We start from the raw sequence: 25408 nt of genomic DNA on the forward strand, positions 1-25408 counted from the left end.
TGGCGAAGTGATTCCGCCAGAGGCACCGCGATTTCTCCAGCGTCGGTGCAGATACTCGGTGGCCACAGATAACGCACTCAAGAACGTACGTGTCAATCATCGTCCCGCCATGCATACGCCGCAGGAACCAGAAACGATGCAATCACTAGGAGCATGAATCCCGCAGCAGAAACCCAAAGCAACGGATTATCGAGGTTAACGGGAGGATTCCCGAGAAGGTATACTACACCACCCGTCGTCAATATGTATGGCCCCACGAAGATGAGGCCGGCCCAGCCGAGTTTGCGGAACGCTGTCCGAAGCGTCGGGTAGGTCTGCTCGTCGACAGTCCACTCCTGCCGGTTCACTGGCTCCCAGCTCGGTCCGAGATGCCGGACCACGTCAGCATCGCCAGTCGGGTTCGTACTCTTGGCGATTGGCACGATTTCACCGATCGCATCGGCGACATTGCCCGGTGAAACGCCAGCCACCTCGACCAGTCGGCAGAAGGTATGCTGGTCGTTCCACGCCGCTTCGGGAAGCACATACGTCCGGACGATTGTGTCCAGGTTCGGTAACGTGAACTGGACGGTGACACGGCCAGGGTCGGGGTCATCGACCTGTGGGATCCTGGCAGCACTGGTGTGATCATGTGGATAGATGCCTGTAATCCAGGCCTCCTTCCGTTCCTCCACTAAATGGTCGAGGACGAGCTCCTCCTCGAACGCGTCGAAGCCCTGCTCGTTGAGGGAGATGTCACAACACCCCTGAATGAGCGCTGGCCACTCGTCTTCGGGGATCGAGGCAGCACCGCTGTCGGATGTCGACTGTGTGGGTATCGGTTCCGAATGGGTCGGTGCGGATGTTGGGTCGGAGGGCGGTTCCCCATCTTGTTCCGTACCGTTGAGATGCATGAGGATTCCTGGGTGAAGGGGTGCACAGCGCAGTCAGCGAGCGGTGCTTGCCTCGTCGGAGGGGAGTTCCAATCGACCTCCTGATTCACCACCAATCGGGTGAGTGGGATCATCCACGAGGAAGGCGTACCAACGTCACAACAGAGGTTGTTTCCTGGAACTTCGATTACCGCTTGATTCGTGCTGATTTCCACATCACTACGGCTCCTACCCGTTCGTCATTGAGGGCAGCGACCCACCGACCTCTTCCCGAACTAATGGCCGGTGCTGGTCAATGCCCCTTTGCGGAGACCGCCTCTACGAACTGTCGTGCGTGGGTAAGCACCTGTTCTGTTGGCCGCCGGTCATGAGTGGCGAGCCGGTCCACCCATTCGTCGACAGTACCTCCAGCGTGGACCGCCAGCGCGGCGGCAGCGACGCCGACACTTCTCGAGGCACCCATCGTGCAGTGAACGAGGAGTGTTTCGTTGGTCTCCCGCAGTAAGTGGAGCACCCGGGCAGCGCCTCTGACGAACGCTTCATAGCGGTTGCGAGAGCCGTCATCCATCGGATGGGAGTGGATCGTGACGCCGTCCGGGTAGCCCTCGCGAGGCCAGCGGTCCGTGACCCGAACGACCGCCTCGATGCCGTACTCCTGGTAGAGTTCTCTCAGCCCTGCCCTGCGTATGCCGCCGATAACGATCCGCTCCGTCGATTCGCTCATAATGGTGCTCTCAGGAGCCGCGCCCAGGCAGATTCTCTCGTGCTGGTTCGGGGTAGTACTGAGGCTGGACTAATCTCCGGGGTAGCGACAATTCAGTCGTGATATCCTCGACTCAAAGGGTGGCACCAGGACACAACGATCGTTGTTGGTATTGGCGAGCGGTAGCGGTGGAAATGACTCCAACAGCCAAAGAATTATATAGCAGGTTGCCAAAAGCGCTGGAATTTAATACCAGAACCGAGTCGACCCGGGTCCGGTCATGTCGTCGGCAAACAACTCAGAGCCGCTGGACGCGGCACGACTCTCGGAGTATCTACAGGAGGTCATGGGGTGGGGGAAGTACGAGGCTGCCGCCTACATCACTCTCGTTCGGATGGGGACACTGGAGGCCAGCGAAATCGTCGCACGGACGGCGGTACCGCAGGGCCGCGTCTACGATGTGCTGGAAGGACTCGAAGGCGAGGCCGTCCGGGTACAGGGACGGCAGCCCAAGCGGTACCAGGCGCTGCACCCGCGCCAGGTCATCACCGACCGCAAGGAGCGTTTCACCACCCGTGCGGATACACTAACCGACCAGCTCGAACAGGACTACGAAATCGAACGCGAGCGCTCATCTGACCGATATCCGGCCTGGGTCCACGCCGGCATCAACGGGACGCTGAAGGATCTCCGCGAGCGGATGGATGCTGCTGAGGAGCGGATCTGGCTCGTCGAAGAGACTGGCCAGTGGATCGACGACACGGACGTGCGTGAGCTCAACTGCTACGCCACGCACGGTATCGACGTCCAGATCGTCGGCACGACGGGCTGGGAACAGACACTCGCCACCATCGCGGAGACAGCGGCAACTGCATACCAGGCGTCGGATGTCGACCTCTCCTATGCGCTGGTCGACGCCACCGTGATTCTCCGAGTCGGGCGGGGCGATACCGGCGTCACGATCGCCGACGATGGTATGACCGCGCTGTTGGAACGAGATGTTACCCGCCGTGTTGCTGCCGCGACCCGGCTTGAGGGTGATGGGACGGCCTAACGGACTCAGAGCGCCTCCTAACGTTTGAATCGAGAGCTCGATTCCTCTGGGGGAATATTGGCTCCGAACTACCACAATAGAGGTGGAGGATGGCGCGATTCACCCTCGCTCTACGCTCTATTTGAACCGGTATCTATGAACGAGGAGTCCTCGGAGTGGTCACGGCGTGAACTGCTGAAAGGTAGCAGCACGGCGGGCTTGATCGGGTTGGCTGGAGGCCGGCCACACAATACAGCGGCGGCCGGAGAGATCGCCGAACCGGTCTCAGGCACCCTCTCTACCGACGTGCTGGAGCTACTGGAGACAACACGAGACCTGCGGCGTGCTATTCCCTGGTTGTCGGCAGTTACGGAAGACATCCTCCGACAGCAACTCGAAGCCCATATCGACGAGATCGAATTGGAAGCCAAACTGTGCCGGTGGGACGCACACTTGTTCGAGACTCCTGCAGCACAGGCCGCGTTCGCGTACTTCGACCGGACGGATAGAACACACGACCATGCTGATGGGGTCCTCGAATCGTGGCGCCAAACGCCAGACCGATCCCCAGGGGCCCCAGCGCCCGAAGCCGCTGATCGCCATCTCGTCCGTGGCATCGCCGCGAATCAGTTGGCTGCGGAACTCTCGGAGACGCTCTCAGAGCTGTCAATTCCGGATGAAGCACTGATCCGTGATGGCGAGTCCATCGCCTCGGTACTCCTTCCGATAGCCAAGAACCATCGATGGGCCCGTGCACTGTACGGGCAGAACAGACCGCCAGATCTCGTTGCAGATGACCGTTGGCAACGGGTTCACGAAGCGTACATCGCCCATCCGGATGTCCACTATAGTGAGGCATTGAGTGGCTTGCAGAAGCTCGCACTCATCGTCAATACGCCACGGTTGGATATCCGACCAGACCCGAGTACGGAGCCGGTCGGGACGCGAGCGAGAACGCTTGCCTCGTGGGATCGGTTCTACGCACAGTATTCGATAACCACAGAATGTACGTCGGAAACCGAGTCGGAGCGATACAACCACAACCCGATCTCGTGCCTCCTCAGGTGAGCTGGTGAGGGGCCAGTACCGCTAGAGCCGCCAGTTTCATATAGCAAACTATCACAGCCACGAGTCCATGGCGCGATGCTCCGTCGGTGGGTTGCCGGCCTGTACGTGGCCAGTTCGGCCGCTACTCGACACCACGATACCTCGTGGGGGTGCGCCGTGAGCAGGGTGGAATGGGAGGTGGTGAACGGCGACGATTACTACCGGTCGTCAGGCCCGCCGGAGATGGAAGTCGGGATGGTCAACGAGACCGTGCTCAAGTGGCTCCAAGATCGCGACCTCCGCGATTGGGACGAGGCGGATCTCGAAACACTCGCTGGGATTCTCCAGCGGTGGGGGCGCGTGTCGCCACGCCAAGCGGCGGGACTTCTCGGGGTCGAGTGGGCCTTCGCCCGACAAGCCCCCGACCCCGGGCCTCGGCGGCGATGGCGGCTGGATGGGTGGCGGATCGAACGGCGGAGCAAATGAGGAACGGGGGCTCCCATTGGTCGTACTCCGGGAGAGCGCGTGGCACGCCCGCTTATCAACTCCTTCCGCCCTCGAACGGTAGGGAAGTGCCCGGTGCTGCTAGGGATTCGATCGACGAACAGTGGAGGTAGGGCCCGGAAATAGTGAGTGGGCTCTGGGTATCGGGCCGCTCGCATCGGATGCCGGTCACCGCTGCCTCATCTCCCTCGACAACGCCCAATGCGAGATGGTCGGCCAGAACGATGGGAACGGATGCTGCCGGAGCGGATTCCTCGCCATCCGTGGGTCGTTCGAGTCGGGCGGTTTGAATCGGTCTGTAGAGCGAGTGTTCAGGCTCAAACTGCCACGGATCGTCGGCCGTACACGCTGTACAGGGGCCGATGTCCGGTGGGCCCTCATCCAGCGTTCCGATCGAGATGAGTTGCTCGCTTCCACAATCCTCACACCGCATCGCCGCTTCGTACAGCGATAGTTCGACCCGTGAGGCTTCCTGAACCACGCCTTCGAGGCGGCAGAGTCGCTCTGGCGAAACCGCTCCGAATTGCCCGCCGACGGATGGTCCTTGGTAGACCTCGAAGTTCGTCGCCTCGATGAGGCGGCCAGCACCCTCTCTGTCGGTGAACACCTGATACGCGAGGCGAGCCATCGAAATCGTCGTCGCAGGATCCTCCCGAAGTCGGCTCGCAAGTTGGGGATGGACTCGAGCGACTGCATCGTAGTTGAGGCGAGCCGTACGGAATCCGTCGACTGCCTCGGCCGACCAGGGGTCGAGCGGCCAGGTTCCGGTGACGGGTGTCTCCGCGTCGGCCCCGTGGTACAATCGCGACTCGGTCGGTCGCGAGACCGTTTCCAGTCCTGTCGGATATAGTTCCGTGAATTCCTCGATGAGGTCGTTTTGTGACATATCGTTCCGTGCCGGACGAGTGGAAAGCCAGAGGCAAGGTATCGCCCTACGAGCGATGCCGACTGTTCTGATTTCGACGTCCGGCTCAATTCTGCTATCAAAGGCTGATTTAGTCAACGCGGGCATCATTAGCGAGTGTAGAGAGAATAAACAACATCAATCGTTGAGGCTCTCCTGAAGGCACCACTCCGGGAATAGTGTCGGCCGCTTCAAATGGCCACCTTGTCGATCGTCATTCACATGTATGACAGCCCATCGACAGACAGTATCGGTCTTGCCAGGGACCGTAACTCCCGGTCATGCTCTCCAGCCGCGCGCTGTGGACAGAGAGGGAATCAGCCTCCGGACACCACCTACCCCGTACCACAGAGTCCGTTTGATGCCGCGGAACGCGGTTCTAATCCGGATACGGTGGCCACAGAGAACGGGACGATCCGGTGATCACCTCGTGATTAAGAACTCGTGCAGTGTCTGATCCAACACATCACTTTTGATAGCTGAGGTGGCCGAAATAATATTTAGGCAGACATACAATAGCGAGAATCATGGTAGATGTTCCAGATACAGCGTATATAAACCATGCATGGTCAAAGGATAAATGGAAGCCAATTATCGCTGCACTTTATAGAAGTAAGATCGCAGCAATTCATTTTGGAGACTTCCCAGTAAGTCTAACTGAATCGGAGTGGGCTGATGCGGGTCATAAGAATTCAAATAAAAGCTCAATCGGGAGACTATCCGAATATGCTCGTGAGGGTCGCATTTTAGCAGTTTCATACTCGGGACATCCGGCTCTTTCTGGAGGGCGATACGTCGGGACAGTGGGGTCACCGGAGTCTGCGTCTAGTGACTCTGACCGGATGCTCCTGTTAGTTTGTGAATATGGAGAGGAGGTAGAGCCTCAGAACGCGATTGTGGACTATATTTCTGTCCCGATTGGTGCAAATCAAGACCAGATTGAATCACAGGTGGACGATCTCAATAACGAGGCAGCTCAGTATGTTCATTCCGTAATCGAAAATAGGGGAAGTGTCGATTCTGACGGCCCGAGCTACAAGATTCTCAAAGGAATACAGTTAAACAAAAATGATGTAGAGTGGGTTTGGAACCAAGACTTCCCTGGGCTTTGGGCAGCGAATAAGCGCGGAACCATCATGGGATGGAATACGGGGGATCAGCACCTCTATGCAGCATACTATAGTGCAGTTTCCGACCACGTGGATATCGACCGACTTGACGATGTCTATGATATAATCGGGAGGGACAAATCGAGCGTTTGGGCTCTATCAGAAGGCCAGCTTGAAGCACTCTGTGGAGAGTACCTCCGGCGGCAAAACGATAGTTACGTAGAGCTAATATCGGCGGGCGGTTCATTATCTGAAGCAGATATATTTGCCGGAATAGAGAACGATGATCGAGAGATCGTCGCACAAGTTACATTTGAAAAGAAAGTAGATGATGCTGAGAGTAAATTAAGAAAATTATTATCCTATAGCCAGGATGACCCAGCTGTTGAGCTTATCTTTTTCGGTCCCAAAGAGGTAGAGTCGAAATTGCCTGATACGGTCGAGGATACCAAAGTTAGCGACATATATACACCCATAGAAGAAGTTCTTCAGAAATTTGAGTCAGGGATGGGGACAGAATTCGTTGAAATGTTACTCAGTATCAAATTATCTGGTGGTAATCCGAAGATATAGGATATTCTGAAAGCAACATTTAAAATAAACCCGATATAATCAAAATAGTCCGTACATACCCTGAAATACCGATTTACTACTTTTGCAAGAATCAATCGCAGCGTACGAGGGTTCAATACCAAACTTCGTGGTAAATATTTATTTTCTACCCTACAAGATGAGTGGACGGTACACTGTTGGGTAGGGAACAGATCAAGAGCCCACAGATACAATCCATAGCGGAAGAAGCTATTCGTCAGCAGTGAGTAAAGAAACTAACCACCAGCGTTCAGCAATCCGTTCTAGCCAGCAGTTCGCCACACAAAATCTTGGAAGCTACTCAACGACGCTGCTAGTCAGCGCCAGCTTTGCTCAGCTCTGCTTCGATCGTTCCAAGCCGCGCTGTGATATCGCGCTCAATCTCTGAGAGCGTCGTCTCAATCCGCTCGCGAGAGTTCTTGATCTCGGTACACTGTCCTCGAATAGCTTTGAAGCGGTCGAGGTCACTTTCAATCTCATTCAATTCGGCCCGCAAGTCCTCAGGGTCGAAGTCACTGCCAACCTCTGCATGTGCCTGTACTGCCCGCATCCGTGCCCAGCTCATGGCGATCCGGAGATAACCGGGCTCAATCTCGTCTTCAGCGGTCTCGCTCAACGCAACGACAACCGTATTCTGATCGGGGAATTCGTGGAACCAGCCTGTCTTCGTGGAGGGAAGATTCTCAAGCGTATCAGTGACGAAGACGCCATATGCCGCATCCCGATTCTGGATCGCAGCCTCCATTTCGTCCTTGATGTCCTGTGTCGGATAGTACTCTGTCTTCGCCTCAACAGCGATCTTCTGGTCAGTATCAGCCAGGTTGAAAACGAAGTCACCGACCTCGCGTCCGGTCTCGCCAGTCGTATCGCCAGTGAACTCCACGTTGTTTGGCGTTTGTCGAACGATCTCGTTGAGGATATCATGCACGGAGTCTTCGAAATCGCCACCCTTGAGATAAGTTCGACTCCGGAGGTCAGCCTCTGTCTCTTCCTCGACGATTTTGTCCCGGATCGACTCGATCTCGTTCTTTAGCCGCTGTTCGAGCCGGTGGGTAGGTGAGCCCTCTTTGTCCGGATCGAGCGCTGCCTGAATTCGTTCCCCATCCTCTCCCAGTTCCTCGTTCAGTCGTTCGACAAAGGGGCCATCATCGTCGAAGGCAGCCTCGATCCGGCTTTCAAGCGTTCCCTCTTCACCCATATGCTCGTCGAGAGCTTGGTGGAGCTCCCCATCATCTCCCAACTTGCGCTGGAGTTCGTCCTGGAACGCCTCGACCTGAGCGGTCAAGCTATCTTCGAGATTGCTCAGTCGCCGTTCGACATATTCGACTTCCTGCGAGGTGTCCATGAGCTGCATCGTCTTCATGCCGATCGTGAGCGCCTGAGAGACTTTCTCAGGATACTCAGATTCCTCGTGCTGCAGCAAGAATTCGCACAGCTCCTCGTCTTCGATTTGGAGTGAGTCGATCGTAACGCTACCCCCCGCTTCGTCGATTGAAACTGACCCCACAGTCGACATACAATGAACCCCGTGGGCCCATGCTACCTAATTCTATCCACGAACACACTGAATCAAGACCCATCTACACTGCCGCCATCCGTCGCTTGCGGGGTGACGTGTCACCCAGAACTGTGCCCCCGGAAAATCGGGACTGATCACCACCACATGTGTCACGTCATCGAGCTGGCCCCTATTTTGAAGGACACCCCACTCTTCAAGCAATGAAATGACACGGCAGGTCCACACTGCCCCCACGGTTGCTGACGCCGAGCGAGCAGCGCTCACAGCGGCAGCATCGGAGGCGGGCACCCAGCCGGGGGCAATCCTCTACCTTGCGCCCGGTGGTCGTCCAGCAGCGGACGTCAAATCACGGTGGGAGGAGCTTGGTACGCCGATTCGACTCCGGACCTCGGATTTCGATACGGTTGTCACCGAAGCGATCGAACAGCTCGACTACGAACCGCGGAGTCGAGGACTGTCCTTGGAGCAACGGCAACGGATCGTCGAAGCGGCCGTCGATGGGCTGGACGGGCAGGATCACCCGCTCGCGATGCGGGACGGACCAGCAGGACCTGAGGCATGTGCACAGGCAGAGGACCTCCTCTCGCTACTGGAGTTCGCCGGGCTCGTGGACTCGGCCGCCATTCGGACCGATGAACGGCTCGAGCCGGTCTCAACCCCAGTCCGAGATGCAATCACCGCACTCTCTGCTGAATTCGATTCTCGACGCGATGTCTTTGCCGATGAGCGTGGCCAGAAGACGCTGCAGAGCGAACGGTATCAGCGTGTCTGTACGGCCGACAATGGGCTGGCAGCCGTGCTTGATCCGGTCGATGCGGTAGTTCTAGGCCCGCATCCATTCTACTCCCCACTCGAGGCAGACCTGATTGACGCGATCGCCAGCGAGGTCGAGATCATGACGGCCGCGCTACCGCTGGCGGCCGCTGCACTCGATGCTCCGCCAGCGCTTGGGGAGTCGCTCGCTGGGATTGACGTTGGTGCCAGCCGGGCGTGGCAGCGGTACGCCGATCTGAACTTCGCTCATAAGCCCCCCGCGGAGCCAAGCCGAGCCTCGGGGACCGACATTGCGGCGGCCTGCTATCGCTATCAGACGGGGACGGAGCTCCGACCGGCCGCAGTCGAGGCAGCCGGCATCGACTGGCAAACCTACCCCACGCCCGCCCACGAAACTCGTGGTGCGGCCCGAACGGTGCGAACGGCACTCGAAGCTGGGCGTGACACGGATGAGATCGGGGTCGTGGTGACGAACCTTGCCGACCGGCGCCGGGAGTTCTTCGAAGTGTTCAGCCAGTACGGCATCCCAACACAGACGACCGAGGAAGGGGCACTCGACCAGACGGAGCTCGGGGCCGTACTGTCGGATGCGATACGAATCGGGAGTGGCGAGGGTCGGCTTCGAGACATCCTCCGACTGCTCGATAACCCCCTGACGGACCTCTCATGGCCGGCGGCAACGATGACAGCCGCGGAGCTCGGCACCATCGTCGGTCAGCTCGAGGTGAGCAGTATCGCGGCCGCCCAGCAGCTCCTCGAACGAGAGGGGCAGGACGACCGTGCCGCCTCGCTGGAATGGCTCACAGCGCTCTGTGCAGAGTTCGTCGATGCTCCAACGAGCGAGGTCCACGAGCAGACGTATGCCCTGTTGGAGACGCTCGGCGTGGTGACACAGGCTGCTGCCGAGGACGCCTGGGAACTGGATACAACAGCCGAGCGGCCGAAGTGGGCCCGAGACCAAGCGCAGGCTGCGCGACGCGAACTGGATCGGGTCCTTGACTCCCTAGCTGCGACCACAGCGCTCGATGCCCGGAACGTCGGCGAGCGACTGCCACGCGCACTAGCAACGGCGGCTGTCGAGGCATCGATCGGCGATCCCGACGGAATCGTCCTCTGCTCGCCAACGGATGTGCTTCAGCATGAGTTCGCCGTCACCGTCGTGGCCGGCCTGACAACAGAGGCGTTCCCGTCTCCGCCAACACGACTGGCATTCACGCGTGAAATCAACGACTCCCACCCCGATTTCGAGCCCGGCGATACCACGCTTCGCGCCCGGTATGCGCTCGGGCTACTGGCGAGTGCCAGCGATCGGCTCGTCCTTTCACACCCGGACCAAACGCCAGAGGGCGACCAGTCAGTGATTGCTGACTTCCTCGCTGAGCTACAGCGGCTATGTGATGGTGACCTGGAGCCGACCCAGCACGATGACGGCGACCAGCTCCATTCCCGAGAAGATATTCAGCGGCAGGTTGGCCGGGTGCTGGGCGCCCGATCACAGCCGGATGAGGACGTCGCAACCACCGCCGCAGAGAGTGGGGCGTTCGAAACAGGGCCCGGGACACCCGCAACACGGCTTCAAGCCGGGATTACCTGCGCGGCCGCACGTCGCGACGCCTCGACAACGCGGTATGACGGGCGCCTCTCTCCGGAAACGGTCGAAGAGTTCGCGGCCAGCGAGGCCCCACTCAGCCCGAGTCGAATCGATACGTACGCTGCTTGCGGGTTCAAGTTCTTCGCGAGCTACCTCCTCGATTTCGAGTCGCCAGAGACCATCGCGACCGAACCCGATACTGGGGTACGCGGACACTTCATCCACGAAACGGTGGGCCGCTTCTTCAAATCTCTTCAGGCAACGCCGGGTGAACCCGTTCATATCGCAGATCCGGACCCGTATCATGACGCCCTCTTCGAGGCGGCACAGACGGAACTGAACCAAGCCTACGTTGCGGAGTACGAATCCACCTTCCACGACGGCTGGCTCCAGCGCCTCTTTTCGGGCCTCGAGCCCTCATCGCACACGAACCCATATCAGGGGCCACCTGCCCATCGGGGGCTCTTCATCCGATTCCTGGAATCGTTGGCCGAGGAGGAAGCGCTAACGAGCGTCTCTCCGGCATTCTTCGAGGCGGCAATTGGCCTCAGTCGCCAGCGAAGTGATGTCACGACGCTGCTGCATGAGGAGCCGGTTGAGTTGGTCGATGGCATCAAGGTTCGAGGCAAAGTCGATCGGGTGGACATCGATCCAAGTGCAAGCCCCGCCGAATTCGCTGCGATCGATTACAAAACCGGTAGCAGCCCCAGCATTAGCAACGTTCGGTCGGGGCTCAGTTTCCAGCTCCCACTCTATCTGCGGCTCCTCGACGCGGTGCTTGATGAAGAGACGGACTGGCGGCCGGTTGGGGCCGCATACTACGACCTAAAGCCACCTGCAACTGCGGCGATCCAGAAGAGTCCGCTTGCGTCGAAGGACCATACGGAGCACTTTGGCACGGGTGGGGAAGCACTGCTCCGGGCGCAGAAAGACTCACTCTTTGAAACCCAAGAGGGCGAAGACTCGCTGGAGGAGTTCCTCTTCGAGACGATAGACGAACGCCTCCAAACGATTGGGGCAGCGCTTGCTGAGGGCATCTACCACCCGACGCTGTTAGCTGCGGATGATGCGGGCTGTGAGCATTGTGATTTCGCACATGTTTGTGACGTTCGCCACCATCGACGCGCAGAGCGGCTGGAGCAGCACGGGCTGGAGACAGCCTACGTCCCACCAGGTGCCACCGATTCAATGGGGGCAGAGCAATGATCGATGACAGTCGGTTAGAGCGAGAACAGCTAACCGCAAAGGAGACGCTGGACGCCAACGTGACTCTTCGGGCGGGGGCTGGAACGGGGAAGACAACGACACTGACGGCCCGGTATCTCGAGATTCTAGAGCGCGAACTCGATGCGATCGAAGGGCACCCAGAGCAGGAGGAACTGGCCGCAGCGTTACCACAGCAGATCCTTACGACAACATTCACAGAGCGAGCAGCAGCTGATCTACAGGAAAGTGTTCGTGAGGAAGTGAATGCGCGGCTGACAGCGGCCGAGAGCGACCGGCGGTTCACGCTTTGGCGTGAGGTAGCCGACGGGCTCGAGGAAGGCTATATCCACACCCTCCACGGCCTGTGCCACCGCATCCTGGCCGAGCATGCGGTCGGGACAGCCCGCGACCCGACCGTCGCAGACACCAGCCCGCTCGCACGGTATGGCGTTACCTACGACGACATCGGCCCCGGGTTCGATGTCGTCGAGGAGGCCGACGCCGATGCACTCGTGGGAGAGTCCGTGAGTGCAGCTGTGCGGGCCAATGAAGAGACGGACGCTGTCCAGACACTCGCACGGCGATTCGATCGGAGCACGATCGAAGCGGCATTGGAGGATCTCCTCTCATACAATCCGCGTCGCACCGCGTTTGCGTGGTTGGACCAGGTCGCGAGCTACGATGACGCCGCCACGTACGCCCAGGATCACATCGCGCAGTATTTCGATGTCGTGCGGCCGGACTTCGACCCGGCGTGGATCGACGAGGCGGTCGAGGCAGCGGTTCCGGCTGCAGTCACTATCGCAGCGAACTACGAGGAGACACGGCCGGATCTCCATGGCCATCTCTGCATGTGGGCCTTGGATGGCCTCGTCGACAGCGTCGAGGAGCGGGGACTCGACGGAACCACATCGCTATCAGACCTGAGTGAACAGCGACAGCGGGATCTCGCGATCGAAGTCGTCGCGGCACTGCGGAGTAGCAGTGGTGGAGTCCACGATGGAATGCTCGATGCTGCGTATCCGGACGAGCTTGATCCGGAGAGTCCACTCTATCGCGTCTCAGCAGCCGTTGAAACCGTCACTGAACACGCGCGACGAGGGCCCTGGGACGACGTCCTTGAACTACTGTATGAAGGGGAAGAGGAGTCCTTCGAATACGTACAGGCGTTCGCCACACTCGCACAGCATGCGTTCAGCGAGTACGCCCGCCGCAAGCGCGATGAGGAGATGCTGGACTATGGTGACCTCATCGCGCTCACCAACCATTTCCTCAACTCGCTACGCCCGGCCGCTCGACGAGAGATCGGCTTCTTCGCAGGCGGCAACGATGACTCGCCTCTAGGAGCACACGTCATGGTGGATGAGTTTCAGGATACGAACCCGGCCCAATGGGCAGTCATCAAGGGGCTCACCTGCGAAGACCCATCGAATCCGGAGGCGACGAATCTGTTTCTCGTGGGCGATGATAAGCAGAGCATCTATCGCTTCCGGGGGGCCGATGTCTCTGTCTTCGGTGACGCAGAAACGGAGCTCGATCGAGCGAATCAGGAAGCTGGAATCGTAGACGAGCAGGAACCGCTCACACGGAACTTCCGGACACTCGACGCGCCCGTCAGCGCCATCAACGGGTTGTTCGATAGAGTGTTCGTCAGTGAGCGGGCCGCAACCCAAGAAGATCCTTGGTATGCCGAATATGGGGGCCAGCCAGCGCCATTCGAAGCCGACTCAGAGCCACTGCAAGCAGCTCGCGAGGATCAGGCCGCGATTGAGCCAGTCGTCGAGTATCTCCCAGTGCCAGTTGATGCATCGTTAGCCGACCGGTTGTTGCAGTCCGACGACGAGACCACGCACGATCTCCTCGACGGGCCGACATTCGATCGAGCGGCGATGGAGGCCGACGCCGTAACGAACCGGCTCACGAAGCTGCTCACGGACGGCACACAGGTGTATGAGGAACTCGAAGAGGATGATCCGGCGTACGATCAGTGGGACGATGGCTCCGATGGGCCCGTTGAGCGACCGCGTGCCGTCCAACCGGACGACATCGCGATCCTCCTCCGGACACGGAGTGATTTAGGCGCCTACGAGCGCTCGCTGCGCGAGGCGGGCGTTCCCTACAGCGTCATCAAAGGGGGTGGCTTCCTCGAAGCCCCCGAGATCGAGACGTTACTGAATCTGCTCCGGGTGCTCGTGGACCCAACCGATGATCGGGCGCTGTATGCACTTCTCCGGTCACCGATGTTCGGGCAACCTGACGATGCACTCGCACAGCTCGCGCTTCGGATTCAGGACGAGCCAGAGCAATCGCTGTGGGACGCCCTCAGCGCGGCGACCGAATCGGAATGGACCGCGATTCATGATGACCTCACGCGATTCCGAGGGTATGCGGGTCAGACCGATGCCGAACCAGCGGTAGAGTCGTGGGGAGAGCTTCTCACCCGGGTGTATGATCAGACCGGCTACCTGGCAGCCGTCGCAGCTGACGAGCGGGGCGAAAAGGCGGTTGCCAATGTTGAGCGCTTCCGTGATCGGCTTCGGGCCTCGGGACCGGAGGAGCGACAGGGGCTCGCTGAGCTGGTGGCCACACTCGAGGAGCAACTCGAGAATAGCGATGATCCGGAAGCGAACGTCATCTCGTTCGACGAGCCAGACAGCGGCACGACGACGGGAAGCGTCGATATCCTCACCATTCACGAGGCCAAGGGTGACGAGTATCCGGTTGTGGTGGTCCCAGGGATGGCCCGCAACTTCCGACAGGCGAGTGATACGCAGTCGGGGCTCGGGAGCCAAACGATGGAGTTCGAGACTGTTCCTGACCCCACAGACGAGGGGCGCGTCCCCATCCTGGGCCTCAAAGGCCCGAATCCGCTCGATCCCTACGCTGACAGTGGCACAGCCGCACGAGCGCTGGCACGCCACCAGCGACGGGCCGAAGAGCGAGCCGAAGAAAAGCGGACACTCTACGTGGCCTGCACGCGAGCCAGAGACCACCTTATCCTGGCAGGGCAACACAAACAGGGTGATAGTGAGGATGATGAGCCGGCCGTGATGGAAGCCCCAGAGCCGGCGGAGGCAGATGCATGGCGAGACTGGGTCCAAGCCGTGTTGCTGCCTGACGATGACTCGTCGGAAGATGAAGACGGCCGTCAGGAAACGACCGCCGCCATCGACCCCACAGCGCCACTCGAGCGGCTCATTAGTGCTGAGCAGTATGATCGCACCCTTCCGTTCAAGCTCCGGGACGGGAGCGAACGAACCGGCCGAATCACGGTCAGACTGCCTCCGGAAGCAACCGACTACCAGCCTGGCGCGACAGAGCCAACGCTGAACCCGGACGCATACGATCCAGAGCCCGCCCTGACTCGAGAGACGGTCTTAGCGATCTCACCCAGCCAGTGCTCACGAGTTCTCGATGGGAGTGGCACATTGGAGCGGACACAGGCCCATCGGATCGAGTACCACCCCGGCACTAACACTGGGACTGACCAGGGAACAGCGGGGCCCACAAGCGTCCCCGGAGGCATTCCGTCACGTGTGTTCGGCACGCTGGTGCACCGCTTCTGTGAGCTCCAGCCACCGACAGACAAACACGAGCAGCTCATCCGCGACTTGCTGCGTGAGGCCGAGCAGGAGGGACTGCTCGATACGTTGCCGGAGGATGCTGCTCTTCAGTCGATCACCGAGGCAGTCAGGACGCGCATGGAGCGGGTTACGGATGCTCTCGACCACATAGTCGATCACGGAGCTGTCCATGCCCAGTATGACGAATATCGAGCCGAAGCGACATTCGAAGCGGAGACGCCGCTAGGGGTTGATCGAGTCGAACTGGCCGGCGAGATCGATTATCTGGCAGCGACTGCGGATACCTACTACGTCATCGATTACAAAACAGACCGTCCGGGCGATCGCGACCACCAGGAGTTCGTCGAAGAGCAAGCCACGCACCACCGGCCACAGTTGCTCGCCTACGCTGCGATGTTGGCGGCACACGATCCTGAGCGAGAGGTCCGTGCCGCGTTGTTCTTCACTGAAGTCGATGATCCGATCCATGACTTCGGCACGTTCGAGGCGCCAGCTGCGGAGTTATTCGAGGCGCTAGACGGGGTAACAGTCGCAGCAGAGCATACTCAGTAACGGCTTCACAACCCCAGCCTCACCAGGAAGGGGATCCCCGTCGCCAATACGAACTTGGTGACTCGACCGATGGCGAGGAGATTCGATTCGCCGCACAGTGTCATTCCTGCAGAGGTTCTGGGGTAGTCCATTTCGTCTCCAGGACAGGGCAATATGTCCGTGGGTGCAACTCTCGCACGCCCTAATGGCGTGAGATAGATTCGGTCAACCTGCTCGGCGCGGAACCAGGATTACTGCTCCAGATTTCTGCAACCCCCCGACAAAGGATTAAGAGGGTGGCTGGTGAGTCATTCTTCAGCTTGGGAATCAGTCGTGGAAGATAGCGCCGACGAAGCGGATGACGACGGGGGGAACGCAACCGACCAGTATCTCGTCGACGAGACACCGGAACAGCAACCATCCAGGCAACAGGAACGCGATCACGCTCCTGATTACTACACCACTGGGTACGATGCATTCGGAGACACCCGGGTGGGAATCGGCAGTGCTGGCGGGGATGTGACGAAGCTCATCCGGCACAACGAGGGTCGTCACCGCTCCGATGGCAACCACAGTGCCCGTGAAGCAGCCCGCGACAAGATGCGGATCACCGAATCGTTCTGCTCTGCGCTCGATATCCCAGCACATCAACAACGATTGGCGGTTACCGCGATGGCGACGATGAATCTGGACCGGTTCGGACGGCAAAAACGACTCAGTAAGGTTGCACTGGCGACGATCAAGGTACTCGTTGAGTGGGATCGGTCTCGCCGATTCCCCGATGAGGCTCTCTCGGAACTCGATGAGGAAGACCTCCCTAAGGGACTGCTCCAGGAATCGGACTACCGAGAGTTGCTGGAGCAACAGGAGGTTTCGAAAGCGGATCTCTACAGCGTTTCCCAACTCGTCAAGCGTGAGCTGAAAGCAGCGAGTTTCTTCAGTACTGGCCCGCGCGATGCCACCGACAGAGAGGCCGATGACACGACGGGGGACGCCTAATCCCCCCTCTTTCTTCGCCAAATATGCCCTATCGGACATATATTCTGCCACTTTCATGTATAATAGTAATTTTCTTTTAACTGTTTCTTGCGACAATATGCGTATTGAGGATCGCCGGTCGTCGGGTCCGCCGTAAGGCGGAGCCACGGCCTGGCTGCCAGGCATCGCGCCAATTGCGCGGGATAGCTGCCCCCTTTGAGGCCATGGGCTGCCCAGCCTTCACCTTCGGTCTTCGGGGCTCTGTTTACAACACGCACATGGGGCAATGGGTTTGGCCCGTCGAACAACCCCTTCCCTCTGTGCCATCGTCCGCACGCGCGAATCGCGCCCGAATCGTTTCTCGCCGTTAGCCAGCGATACCTCGTCGAGAGTCTTCGGCCCATCGCCGAGAGGCATCCATCCTTGGTGAAGCTCCGCTTCGCCGACTCTCACTTGCTGTAGCACTATCAACGCGGCCAGTGGCAACGCTGGCCAGCGTTCGATATTCACGCTCGGCAGCCATTGGCTCCCAGACGGCGACGTCACACGCTGACCTGACTATTCAGAGATGTCCGTACAACACAACCTCGACCAGACGTATCTCCCGCTGATCAAACAACACGCCCGCGATCGCTGGCACGAACGGACCCCCGCAGAGCGGCCGCTCGAGGAAGCATGGCGCGTCGCCAAGCCCGTCGACGCTCCCGCAGCCAGGTGTAGCCACGCTCGCCTCTACGAACACACGGATGCGTTGCTGCTTGTCCGTGACGGCTGGCTGCGAACGGTCCTCATCAACGACGGTCGGTTGAACACCCCCGGGCTCGTGATGTGCAGGAGCTGCGATGATCTCGTTGATCCCATCACCGAGACGCGGTGCCCGGGCTGCGGTGAGGCACAGCCCAGCACACAGACGTGTGGGCAGATCACGATCGTCCGTGGGGGTGGAAACCGATGAGCAGCCCGCCGTTCATCCACATCGACGAGTTCGACGGCGCGGACCGGTTCATCAGGACGAAAGCGTTCGTCAACTACACCATCGACCTCCGAAGTCATGACCCACACCAGAAAGTGATGCTCGGGGATAGTGATAGAGGGGAAGTCCAGCGACCCTGTGTCGTGTTCAACGAAGACATCACCCTGGAGGAAGGGTGTGGCTACCGTTTCGGCGGCTTCGACAACCAGTGGGATGCTGGTGAGGAGATCCAGCTGAAGCTCGCGAAGGGCGCTTGGGTGAACAAGTTCTACGACCCGAGCGATTAGGGAACGCCTGAACGAGCACCGTAGTCAGCGTGCCGAGGGATGTCATCACGGTGTGCTCGGTCGGCTAAGCGCCGGCCGATCTTCATCCGAGAAATTTAATCACTGAGGGTTCATAGAATAATTTAATCGGTCGAATCCGAGGCTTCGCGAAGGTTTCGAGGTGGATCTTCAGCGGCACCGAGTGGATAATGAGATGTTCGACTCGAGCCTGGAGATTTCTTAATCAGGACGTAGCGCTCGGGCCAGCGTTGTGCCGTTCACCGCTCAAGGGGCGTACGGCCGAGGTCGTTGTCTGAGTATCAGACGGATCGTCAGCAGATCTATATCAGGGTCGGTTAGGATCGTTGTCAACGGCCTCCTCAGGGTGGGTCGGCCGCATCGTTGAACGGGTCGGCCGTCCCATCGTCGTACCCACTTCGCCACAGCTGATGGACAGCCCGTGCGACGAGCACGAGTTCCGTAACCTCGATACAGGACGCTTCACCATCGTCATCGTCCTTCGAGGCATCCGGCGGCGGATGGTAGTGGCCATCCCCATCCGGATCGGTATACACGTGCGGATGCACATCCCACCGGAGGTTCCGATCCGCGTCGTCGCTGTAATGGATGTTATAGTCGTCTCGCACGGACCATCGGACGGTGATGGTCGCAGCCGTCGCCTCACCGATACCGTCGTCCAGCTGAAGGCGCAGTTCGCCGGGACTCACTGGGTCGTCGAACGACCCGTTCGCGAGTGGCTCCAGACGCTCGAATTCGGTGCGAAAATCGTGAAGCGCACCGGCATCGATGGCACCTCGCAGCGCGTGTGACTCGGCGTCCTGCATCCTGTCAGCCGATGATGCCTGCTGGCTCCCCGCGCTCGTCGGAGCCGAAGTCGTCGCCCACGACCTCCGTCGCGTCAGCGAGGGCGAGGGCGGCCCGAGCGAGTTTCAGGTTCCGTTCTGCCGTCTGCCACTCCGTCATCGCCTCCGCGTCCAACTCCGCGTCGGCGATAGCCGCGGCACGGGGCGATTCCGCGCCGGCCTCATCCTCGAACTCGCGAACCGTATCGCGGAGCTCGGTGACGCGGGCTGACAGCGTCTCGATGTCGACCGTGTCGAGTATCTGCTGAGCGCGTTCGAGGACGACCGAACGAGGGGCACGCTTGTACCAGGTCCCGCGCTCGTCCGCGGGTGAGACTGCTTCCACGAATCCGTCCTCGGCGAGGACGCCCAGATGCTTACGAGCGGTCGTCTCGGAGGTCAGCGCACGCTCGGCGATGGTAGCGACCGACTGCGGATCGTACGTCCGCTTCATGACGGTCCGGACCCGCTCGCCGGGGCTGGTGTCCGCCTTCCACTCCTCGGTGACGCGCTCGTTCACGTCGGCAGGGCGGTCCTCGGTCATAGCTGTTCTCGTTCACGCAAGGATATTACTCTTGGGAACAGTATGTTGTCTTCTTATGTCGGTATAATGTATTGCTATGTGCTGGCGCGGGCGTCGCACATACGACTCGCCTTCGCCACGTCGATGGTGTCTAACTCGTATCGGTCGCTGTCTACACGGAGGTGATGGGGTGGGTGCTGAGGTTGGAAACTATTGTCTAGAGGGTGAAAGTGACAGAATTCTGGATTAGTGGACGAAACAGTCCTCTTTGCACTGTCGGCTGTTTTCAGTGATTCGTTCCCGAGATTCGGGGAGAATATTATACTAGCTATCTGGTGTGGTCGTCCATCGCTCGGATTGCGTGAACCAGTTGTCGGTCCCCGGCGCTCTCGGCCTCGGCGACGGCCGCACGCGTGGCCGCCATCGTCGCGGCGTGGAGTGCGTCGTAGTAGTCGGCCGCGTCGTCGGCGTAGCCGTACTCGACCGCGGCGGCCGGCCAGTCGGCCGGGCCCTCGGCACGCCCGTCGCGGATGGCTGTGGCTCCGGCGTCGGTGTCGTCGCGGTCGACGCCCGCGAACCAGCCACCGTCCGCGGCGTCGTCTCCGTTCATGCCACCCCGTTGCCGGGTGGCTCACATAGGCGTCCCGGTGCGAGCGGGTGAGAGTGAGCCACGGGGAGCGGCCGAGTGCAGCCCCGAACGCGTCGATGAAAGGGACGTTTGCGCCTCCAGAAAGGGTTTGCCTCCATGCCCGCCAGTGCTGCCCGTATGCGACGACGCGCCCTCCTTGCCGGCCTCGCGGCCGGAATCGGTGGACTCGCGGGCTGTAGCGAAGTGATCGGGAACCGGACGGGCTCCCCGAACGGGGACTCGGGCGACCGGCCGACCGACTCGCCGACGGCCTCACCGACCGAGACGCCCGACCCGGACCCGGATACCGACAACGGGGCCCTCGGGGCGGCGAGTATCGTCGACCTGGAAACGGTGGACCGAACGTACGCGCTCGCTCCGCTCCGGTATCGCTCCGACGACGGGGCGAGCGTCCGGATGCGTTTCACCGCGACCGCGACGGCCGACAGCCCCGCGACGGTCGAGGCGGAACTACGAAACGAGAACTCTTTCGAGAACACGTTCCGGCTGGAGTGGACGCCGCCGTTCGGCCGCCTCGCGAGCGACATCCCACAGCCACTGGGCCCCCGGCGAGTCGACCACACCTACCGGACGGCGCTCGTCTTCGCCCCGACGGCGAACCACGAGCTCGTCGAGGAGCCACCGGAGCTCGAACGCGCTGCCGACGGGCACTGGCGGCTCGCCGGCGACTCGTTCCCGCAACTCCCCGGGCGCGTCCGACTCGCCGCCGGCGAGACCGTCCGCGGGGAGTACGCCCTGGTCGGTCGTGCCGAAGGTGCCGGCCGTGGTCGGCCGCCCGGGATGTACGAGTTCTCCCGGGCCGGCGAGCGCCCCGTCCGGGTGAGCGTCTGGCCCACCGATGCGCCCGGCCCGACGACCGATTCCCGGTTCACGGGGACCACCATCCCGGACCTCCCTGGCGAGTCGGAGACGGCGTGGTTCCACGATGCCGACGCGAGCACGCCCTCGTTCGTCAGACCTGGCGTCGAGCGGACCGATCTCCCGGCTCGCGTCGAGTTCACGTTCATCAACCGCTCGCTGGAGTCGACACGCTGTGGCCACTGGAACCTCTACAAGCTCGTGGACGGCGAGTGGTTCCACCTCGGACCCTACATTCACACGTCGGACTGCCGCGGCGTCTCGCCGGGGGGTTCGAAGACCTGGACGATGCGGGCAGCGACGGGCGAGATGGCCCCCTGCGAGGCCGAGAGCTATCCGTTCCTGGGTGGTGGCCGCTACGCTGCCGTGGCTGGCTACGGACACGCGACGGCACAGAGCGCCGCCCTGGTCCAGTTCGACGCCCCCGCGGTGTCGGTGGTCCCGACGGACGACGTGACGACCGACCGAACCGACGGGCAGGTCACGGCCACGTCCGACCGCTGGCGGACCGCGCCCGACGCCGAGGACCGTTCACGGGTGCAGCTCGTGCTCGAACGGGCGGCGGGCGCCGACCGGACGCTCATCCCGGAACAGGTGATGCGTCGTCGGCGACGGGGGCTCCGGAACACGCTCGCCTTCGCCGCTCCCGATGTCGAGCGGGTCGTCCTGCGCACGGACGACCGGACGACGGCCTGGAGCGTCGGCTACGACGACGGCGCTGCCGAGTTCAGGTACGACGGCCAGGCGTATCGGGTCTCCGAGAGTAGTCGGTAAACCGGGCAGTCCTGCCCGCCCGGCGAGGGCGGTCAGCTTCTCACCGACCCGGTCGCTACGGCTCCTCGTCACGCAATCGAGCTACGATGGCCTCCAGCTCCGCCTTCCGGAAGGACCGTTCGCCGTCCACGGCGTCGGGGTCGAGCCCCTCGACCCGTTCCCGCACGACGGCCCGCATCTCGCGCTTCGGCGGGAGCGGCTTCCCCGTCACCTCCTCGCCCAGGGCGCCACAGATGGCCGCGAGGGCCTCCTTCGTGAAGTCGGTCGAGACGGCGCGTTCGTAGCGGCCGACGGCCAGGCGGATCTCGTCCCGTAACTCGTCGACAGTGGGTGACATACCGGCCCTGTCCGGCGCCCGCGGGTGTAGCTTCCGGTTCGTGTGGCGCTGTCGGTCAGTCCTTGTTCCGACCCGCGTACACGCCCTCGGCGCCCTCGGCCTCCGTCTGCGATGCGGGCTCGATGTCGGCACCGAAATCATCGATACGGTCCCGGGCACCGTCGGTCCACTCGGTGAGCGCCTCGTGCATCCGCTCTCGAACCACCGGGAGCGGTGTCGGGCTGTACCGGTAGACATGGCCACCCTCCTCCAGCAGGACACGGCGTCGCTCGGCGAACCCGCGGTCCCGGAGCGTCCGGAGCGAGCGGTTCACGTTCGAGCGGTCACGACCCAGTTCCTCGGCCACCTCGGCGGCCGAGCTATCGGGGACTCGCAACAGACCCAGATACGCGCTACTCTCGCTCGCCCGAAGCCCGAAGACGGCGCTCAGAACGGTCTCGAGGTCGGGGACCTCGACAGGCACTCTCTCGGCCGTCGTCTCGGGGCCGGGCTCGGATACGGTCATGTCCGTTACTCCGTCAGCACTGCTCAAACCAGTTTTCCGGGCTCAGTGGGGATTCTCACCCAAGAGTCTCTAGAATCTCGCCGCACTCTCAGCCGTCGCCCCAGCAGTGTAGTGTCCGCCCCGACTGCGGGCCGACCGTCGGTGTCGCGTCGAACCGCCCCTCCGCGCGGACCAGTCGGCCGTCGGTCAGGGCGTACCGGACCGGGATGTACGCCCCGTCACCGTGGACGATGGTGGCGGTGCGGTTCCCCTCGGCGGGGCCGCCGTACCACGTGTTCGTCCGCGAGGTGAGGGTGACACGGTAGCCATCCGCCGTCCGCGCGACGGAGACATCCGAGACGGACACGGTCACGCGCTTCGTTGCCTCGCGGAGCTGCTGGTTCCGGGACCACGCCTGCTCGAACGCGACCACGTACGCCCGGACGGACGACTCGGTCCAGTTCGCGGGCCGGTCGGGATACGGACTCGGGTTCACGTTGTCGCGGGTCGGGTCGGTGACGGACAGGCGCTGTTCGGTGCACTCGGTCGCGGTCGGCGTCGCGTCCGGGGTGCTGTCGGGTGACCCGGGCGCGCCGCCCCCGGGCAGGCCACCCACACAGCCCGCAAGCGCCACCGCGACGAGCAACACGAGCATCGACAGTCTGGAGGGCATTGGGGAATCACTGGCAGCGCGCTGGAAAAGGCCTTCAGGAGGCACAAACGGGCGTTTGTGCCATACCACTCGATAACCCGGTGGCATATCCGGTACCCACCCCATACCATCTCTAAAAATAGTTTACTGGATGTAATTGGGCATGTAGGTGAGTAATGCGCGGTTTCTGAGCCCTATGCCATCGCCTCGAACGACTCCTCGCATACGTTGCAGTAGTGGATGGACTTGCAGAGCGACGGCCCTCGCGGGTGTTCGCGTGTCGTCTCCTCGGACCCGCAGTACGGGCAGGTCACCGGGTCGTCCGCCTCGATGTCGACGCTGGGGTCGAGCCGTCTCATATCGCCACCCCGAACTCGCGGAGCGCCTCGCGGCCGTCTTCGGTCACCATCTCCACACTCCACTCGGGCGACCACAGCAGGTTGACCAGTACGTCCTCGACGCCGTCGACGTTCTCGACTGCCCGCTCGACGCTGCTCAGCAGGTAATCGCGCGCCGGGCAGCCCGTGTACGTCAGCGTCATGTCCACGCGGGCCTCGCCGCTCGTGCGGTCCACGTACACGTCGTAGATGAGGCCGAGGTCGACGACGGAGACGGGCATCTCCGGGTCCTCCACCTCGTACAGGGCGTCCCAGACACGCGCCTCGATGCCGCTGGCGCCCTCGCCTGTCCGCGGGAGGTCCGGATGCCCGCCCCCGGAGCGGTACTCGGTGTACCCACAGTACCGCGGTTCGTCCTCGAACGTCTCGTCCGGGAGGGCGTCGCCGTCCTCCGGGCGCTCGGCGTCGCTCATCGTGGCGCACCTCCGTCACCGTCGGCATCGTCCGGGTCGGCCATCAGCCGCGGTGCTTCCCGGCGGTCGAGTTGTCGGTAGGTGAACGTCAGCTCGTCGTAGAGGTCCGGCCACGCGTCGGTGTGACTCCCGTCGCGGCCCCGCTCGGCCGGCAGGAGCGTGTCGACCGCCTCCGGATGGGCGTCCGGCGCGACCGGAACGGTGAACCCGAGGGCCTCCAGTTCGGGCACCACCGCGTCGAGCCACGCCTCGCGGAGTTCCGAGAGCGGTGTCGGACGCACGCCGAGTTCGACGATGTCGGGCTCGTACACCGTCGGCGCGAACAGCGTCAGCGCGTGCGGGAACAGGCGGTCGAGTGCCTCCTGTACCCGCCGGTGGCCGTTCGCCGGGTCGCCGTCGACAGCGCCGGTAGCCAGCCGCTCCAGCCAGTTGCGGGCGTGCTCGCGGTGGTAGTGCTCCTCGCCCTGGACCTTGCCGACGCGGTCGGCGATGCGGGGGTACTCCGTCTCCGTCAGGGCGTCGAGGCGGAGATGCTCGAACTCGTCGTAGAGGAACCCACGGACGATGGCGTCGGCCCAGTCACCGGTGTCGAAGGGGAGCTCCACCAGCGTCGCGTGCCGGAAGTCCTCGGGCGGGCGCTCCCAGATGAGCTCCGATTCCGTGTAGCCGAAGTCCTCCAGCAGGTCGTACCAGAGCCGCGCGTGGCCGAGTTCGTCCTGTGCGATGTTCGCGACCGCGAGGTCGCTCTCCAGGGTGGGCCCGCGGACCTGCCACTCCGTGTATCGCTCGGCGAGGACGAACTCGTCGTCGGCGAGCGCGCGCAGGCAGGCCTCCACGGCCGCCTGCTCGCGCTCGGAGAGCTCGTCGGGGCCGCCGAGCGCGTACTCGCGGTCCCACGGGAGCGTCTCGTCGGTCGCCATCAGTCGTCACCTCCGTCATCGCCCGCGGCGCTCGGCCGCCGGCGCCGTGACTCGGCCTCGGCCTGCTCGGCCTCGCTGGCCTCGATCTCCTCGGCCATCCGGCCCGTCGAGTAGTTGGTCGCCCAGCGGTACTCCTTCTGGGTGGTGCCCCCCATCGCGACGCCGGGGTCGTCGGCGTCGACCTCGGATATCTCCGCCTTCGGGACGACCCACAGCGAGTTCGCCGGCTTCCGCCGGGCGTGGGCCACCTGCGCGAACATGCGGGCCATCTCCGCGTCGGGCGCGTGGACGTTCCCGACGTGCGTGTGGTAGTCCGTCTCCGTCTCCTGGCGGAACACTTCGAATATCATGG

24 protein-coding genes are annotated in these 25408 nt (G+C 61.7%); 10 read left to right on the forward strand and 14 right to left on the reverse strand.

Annotation, left to right across the window (positions count from 1 at the left end; translation table 11 throughout):
* Positions 1-92: 92 nt before the first annotated feature.
* Together NL114_RS16110 and NL114_RS16115 are read right to left on the reverse strand one after the other, a co-directional pair.
* The gene (locus tag NL114_RS16110; RefSeq protein ID WP_254821936.1) at positions 93-893 is read right to left on the reverse strand and encodes a hypothetical protein; all 801 of its coding nucleotides are present in this window, start codon (positions 891-893) and stop codon (positions 93-95) included.
* Between the two features lie 271 nt (positions 894-1164).
* Positions 1165-1596 (reverse strand): dual specificity protein phosphatase family protein, encoded by a 432-nt coding sequence (locus NL114_RS16115; RefSeq protein WP_254821937.1) that lies wholly within the window; start codon positions 1594-1596, stop codon positions 1165-1167.
* Between the two features lie 259 nt (positions 1597-1855).
* On the opposite strand from NL114_RS16115, the gene NL114_RS16120 reads away from it, so the two are divergent.
* The 3 genes from NL114_RS16120 to NL114_RS16130 all read left to right on the forward strand — a co-directional run bounded on the left by NL114_RS16120 (position 1856) and on the right by NL114_RS16130 (position 4141).
* Entirely contained in the window at positions 1856-2629 is a 774-nt protein-coding gene (locus NL114_RS16120) for a TrmB family transcriptional regulator (RefSeq protein ID WP_254821938.1), read from the forward strand.
* A 135-nt stretch (positions 2630-2764) separates the two neighbouring features.
* On the forward strand, positions 2765-3676 hold the full coding sequence (locus NL114_RS16125) for a hypothetical protein (protein ID WP_254821939.1): 912 nt from the start codon (positions 2765-2767) through the stop codon (positions 3674-3676).
* A 156-nt stretch (positions 3677-3832) separates the two neighbouring features.
* Positions 3833-4141, forward strand: a complete 309-nt coding sequence (locus NL114_RS16130; RefSeq protein WP_254821940.1) for a hypothetical protein — start codon at positions 3833-3835, stop codon at positions 4139-4141.
* Between the two features lie 55 nt (positions 4142-4196).
* On the opposite strand, the gene NL114_RS16135 is transcribed toward NL114_RS16130, so the two are convergent.
* Entirely contained in the window at positions 4197-5045 is an 849-nt protein-coding gene (locus tag NL114_RS16135; RefSeq protein ID WP_254821941.1) for a hypothetical protein, read from the reverse strand.
* Between the two features lie 545 nt (positions 5046-5590).
* Here NL114_RS16135 and NL114_RS16140 point away from each other — a divergent pair.
* Positions 5591-6745, forward strand: coding sequence for a hypothetical protein (locus tag NL114_RS16140; protein ID WP_254821942.1), 1155 nt, complete (start codon positions 5591-5593; stop codon positions 6743-6745).
* Between the two features lie 331 nt (positions 6746-7076).
* Here NL114_RS16140 and NL114_RS16145 read toward each other — a convergent pair whose 3' ends face one another.
* On the reverse strand, positions 7077-8279 hold the full coding sequence (locus tag NL114_RS16145; RefSeq protein WP_254821943.1) for a hypothetical protein: 1203 nt from the start codon (positions 8277-8279) through the stop codon (positions 7077-7079).
* A 208-nt stretch (positions 8280-8487) separates the two neighbouring features.
* Here NL114_RS16145 and NL114_RS16150 point away from each other — a divergent pair, with 208 nt between their 5' ends.
* The 5 genes from NL114_RS16150 (at position 8488) to NL114_RS16170 (ending at position 18206) form a co-directional block, all read left to right on the forward strand.
* Positions 8488-11853 (forward strand): PD-(D/E)XK nuclease family protein, encoded by a 3366-nt coding sequence (locus tag NL114_RS16150; RefSeq protein ID WP_254821944.1) that lies wholly within the window; start codon positions 8488-8490, stop codon positions 11851-11853.
* Entirely contained in the window at positions 11850-15989 is a 4140-nt protein-coding gene (locus NL114_RS16155; RefSeq protein WP_254821945.1) for a UvrD-helicase domain-containing protein, read from the forward strand. Before NL114_RS16150 ends, NL114_RS16155 begins: the two co-directional genes overlap by 4 nt.
* A gap of 312 nt (positions 15990-16301) precedes the next feature.
* A complete protein-coding gene (locus tag NL114_RS16160) occupies positions 16302-16967 on the forward strand; it encodes a DNA-directed RNA polymerase subunit epsilon (protein WP_254821946.1) in 666 nt (221 codons plus the stop codon).
* A gap of 547 nt (positions 16968-17514) precedes the next feature.
* Complete coding sequence (locus tag NL114_RS16165; RefSeq protein ID WP_254821947.1) at positions 17515-17901, forward strand: DUF8122 domain-containing protein; 387 nt, start codon at positions 17515-17517, stop codon at positions 17899-17901.
* Positions 17898-18206, forward strand: coding sequence for a hypothetical protein (locus NL114_RS16170; RefSeq protein WP_254821948.1), 309 nt, complete (start codon positions 17898-17900; stop codon positions 18204-18206). The genes NL114_RS16165 and NL114_RS16170 overlap by 4 nt, the downstream gene beginning before the upstream one ends.
* 359 nt (positions 18207-18565) lie before the next feature.
* Here NL114_RS16170 and NL114_RS21880 read toward each other — a convergent pair whose 3' ends face one another.
* From NL114_RS21880 to NL114_RS16185, 3 genes are all read right to left on the reverse strand, one after another.
* Positions 18566-19030: a toxin-antitoxin system TumE family protein gene (locus NL114_RS21880; RefSeq protein ID WP_491543633.1), complete on the reverse strand. Its 465-nt coding sequence runs from the start codon at positions 19028-19030 to the stop codon at positions 18566-18568.
* Between the two features lie 4 nt (positions 19031-19034).
* Positions 19035-19592, reverse strand: a complete 558-nt coding sequence (locus NL114_RS16180; protein ID WP_254821950.1) for a DUF7342 family protein — start codon at positions 19590-19592, stop codon at positions 19035-19037.
* Positions 19593-19899: 307 nt separating this feature from the next.
* Entirely contained in the window at positions 19900-20181 is a 282-nt protein-coding gene (locus NL114_RS16185; protein WP_254821951.1) for a hypothetical protein, read from the reverse strand.
* Positions 20182-20337: 156 nt separating this feature from the next.
* Here NL114_RS16185 and NL114_RS16190 point away from each other — a divergent pair, with 156 nt between their 5' ends.
* On the forward strand, positions 20338-21852 hold the full coding sequence (locus NL114_RS16190; protein WP_254821952.1) for a hypothetical protein: 1515 nt from the start codon (positions 20338-20340) through the stop codon (positions 21850-21852).
* Between the two features lie 55 nt (positions 21853-21907).
* Here NL114_RS16190 and NL114_RS16195 read toward each other — a convergent pair whose 3' ends face one another.
* From NL114_RS16195 to NL114_RS16225, 7 genes are all read right to left on the reverse strand, one after another.
* Positions 21908-22189: a hypothetical protein gene (locus NL114_RS16195; protein ID WP_254821953.1), complete on the reverse strand. Its 282-nt coding sequence runs from the start codon at positions 22187-22189 to the stop codon at positions 21908-21910.
* A 55-nt stretch (positions 22190-22244) separates the two neighbouring features.
* Positions 22245-22694, reverse strand: a complete 450-nt coding sequence (locus NL114_RS16200; RefSeq protein ID WP_254821954.1) for a helix-turn-helix domain-containing protein — start codon at positions 22692-22694, stop codon at positions 22245-22247.
* Positions 22695-22782: 88 nt separating this feature from the next.
* Positions 22783-23346 carry a hypothetical protein gene (locus tag NL114_RS16205; RefSeq protein WP_254821955.1) on the reverse strand — a complete coding sequence of 188 codons (564 nt, stop codon included), beginning with the start codon at positions 23344-23346 and terminating at the stop codon, positions 22783-22785.
* 173 nt (positions 23347-23519) lie between these two features.
* Positions 23520-23684, reverse strand: coding sequence for a PaaD-like zinc ribbon domain-containing protein (locus NL114_RS16210; RefSeq protein WP_254821956.1), 165 nt, complete (start codon positions 23682-23684; stop codon positions 23520-23522).
* Positions 23681-24136, reverse strand: a complete 456-nt coding sequence (gene paaD, locus NL114_RS16215; RefSeq protein WP_254821957.1) for a 1,2-phenylacetyl-CoA epoxidase subunit PaaD — start codon at positions 24134-24136, stop codon at positions 23681-23683. The genes NL114_RS16210 and paaD overlap by 4 nt, the downstream gene beginning before the upstream one ends.
* On the reverse strand, positions 24133-25056 hold the full coding sequence (gene paaC / locus NL114_RS16220) for a 1,2-phenylacetyl-CoA epoxidase subunit PaaC (RefSeq protein WP_254821958.1): 924 nt from the start codon (positions 25054-25056) through the stop codon (positions 24133-24135). Before paaC ends, paaD begins: the two co-directional genes overlap by 4 nt.
* Complete coding sequence (locus NL114_RS16225) at positions 25056-25406, reverse strand: phenylacetic acid degradation protein PaaB (RefSeq protein ID WP_254821959.1); 351 nt, start codon at positions 25404-25406, stop codon at positions 25056-25058. The genes paaC and NL114_RS16225 overlap by 1 nt, the downstream gene beginning before the upstream one ends.
* Positions 25407-25408: the final 2 nt, after the last annotated feature.

The organism is Haloglomus halophilum, assembly GCF_024298885.1.
Classification (GTDB): Archaea; Halobacteriota; Halobacteria; order Halobacteriales; family Haloarculaceae; genus Haloglomus; species Haloglomus halophilum.

What these genes read in the sequence shown, in the direction of transcription:
- NL114_RS16110 (WP_254821936.1), bottom strand. Translation starts at nt 893, where the DNA reads ATGCATCTCAACGGTACGGAACAAGATGGGGAACCGCCCTCCGACCCA.
- NL114_RS16115 (WP_254821937.1), bottom strand. Translation starts at nt 1,596, where the DNA reads ATGAGCGAATCGACGGAGCGGATCGTTATCGGCGGCATACGCAGGGCA.
- NL114_RS16120 (WP_254821938.1), top strand. Translation starts at nt 1,856, where the DNA reads ATGTCGTCGGCAAACAACTCAGAGCCGCTGGACGCGGCACGACTCTCG.
- NL114_RS16125 (WP_254821939.1), top strand. Translation starts at nt 2,765, where the DNA reads ATGAACGAGGAGTCCTCGGAGTGGTCACGGCGTGAACTGCTGAAAGGT.
- NL114_RS16135 (WP_254821941.1), bottom strand. Translation starts at nt 5,045, where the DNA reads ATGTCACAAAACGACCTCATCGAGGAATTCACGGAACTATATCCGACA.
- NL114_RS16140 (WP_254821942.1), top strand. Translation starts at nt 5,591, where the DNA reads ATGGTAGATGTTCCAGATACAGCGTATATAAACCATGCATGGTCAAAG.
- NL114_RS16145 (WP_254821943.1), bottom strand. Translation starts at nt 8,279, where the DNA reads ATGTCGACTGTGGGGTCAGTTTCAATCGACGAAGCGGGGGGTAGCGTT.
- NL114_RS16150 (WP_254821944.1), top strand. Translation starts at nt 8,488, where the DNA reads ATGACACGGCAGGTCCACACTGCCCCCACGGTTGCTGACGCCGAGCGA.
- NL114_RS16155 (WP_254821945.1), top strand. Translation starts at nt 11,850, where the DNA reads ATGATCGATGACAGTCGGTTAGAGCGAGAACAGCTAACCGCAAAGGAG.
- NL114_RS16165 (WP_254821947.1), top strand. Translation starts at nt 17,515, where the DNA reads ATGTCCGTACAACACAACCTCGACCAGACGTATCTCCCGCTGATCAAA.
- NL114_RS16170 (WP_254821948.1), top strand. Translation starts at nt 17,898, where the DNA reads ATGAGCAGCCCGCCGTTCATCCACATCGACGAGTTCGACGGCGCGGAC.
- NL114_RS21880 (WP_491543633.1), bottom strand. Translation starts at nt 19,030, where the DNA reads ATGCAGGACGCCGAGTCACACGCGCTGCGAGGTGCCATCGATGCCGGT.
- NL114_RS16180 (WP_254821950.1), bottom strand. Translation starts at nt 19,592, where the DNA reads ATGACCGAGGACCGCCCTGCCGACGTGAACGAGCGCGTCACCGAGGAG.
- NL114_RS16185 (WP_254821951.1), bottom strand. Translation starts at nt 20,181, where the DNA reads ATGAACGGAGACGACGCCGCGGACGGTGGCTGGTTCGCGGGCGTCGAC.
- NL114_RS16190 (WP_254821952.1), top strand. Translation starts at nt 20,338, where the DNA reads ATGCGACGACGCGCCCTCCTTGCCGGCCTCGCGGCCGGAATCGGTGGA.
- NL114_RS16195 (WP_254821953.1), bottom strand. Translation starts at nt 22,189, where the DNA reads ATGTCACCCACTGTCGACGAGTTACGGGACGAGATCCGCCTGGCCGTC.
- NL114_RS16200 (WP_254821954.1), bottom strand. Translation starts at nt 22,694, where the DNA reads ATGACCGTATCCGAGCCCGGCCCCGAGACGACGGCCGAGAGAGTGCCT.
- NL114_RS16205 (WP_254821955.1), bottom strand. Translation starts at nt 23,346, where the DNA reads ATGCCCTCCAGACTGTCGATGCTCGTGTTGCTCGTCGCGGTGGCGCTT.
- NL114_RS16210 (WP_254821956.1), bottom strand. Translation starts at nt 23,684, where the DNA reads ATGAGACGGCTCGACCCCAGCGTCGACATCGAGGCGGACGACCCGGTG.
- paaD (WP_254821957.1), bottom strand. Translation starts at nt 24,136, where the DNA reads ATGAGCGACGCCGAGCGCCCGGAGGACGGCGACGCCCTCCCGGACGAG.
- paaC (WP_254821958.1), bottom strand. Translation starts at nt 25,056, where the DNA reads ATGGCGACCGACGAGACGCTCCCGTGGGACCGCGAGTACGCGCTCGGC.
- NL114_RS16225 (WP_254821959.1), bottom strand. Translation starts at nt 25,406, where the DNA reads ATGATATTCGAAGTGTTCCGCCAGGAGACGGAGACGGACTACCACACG.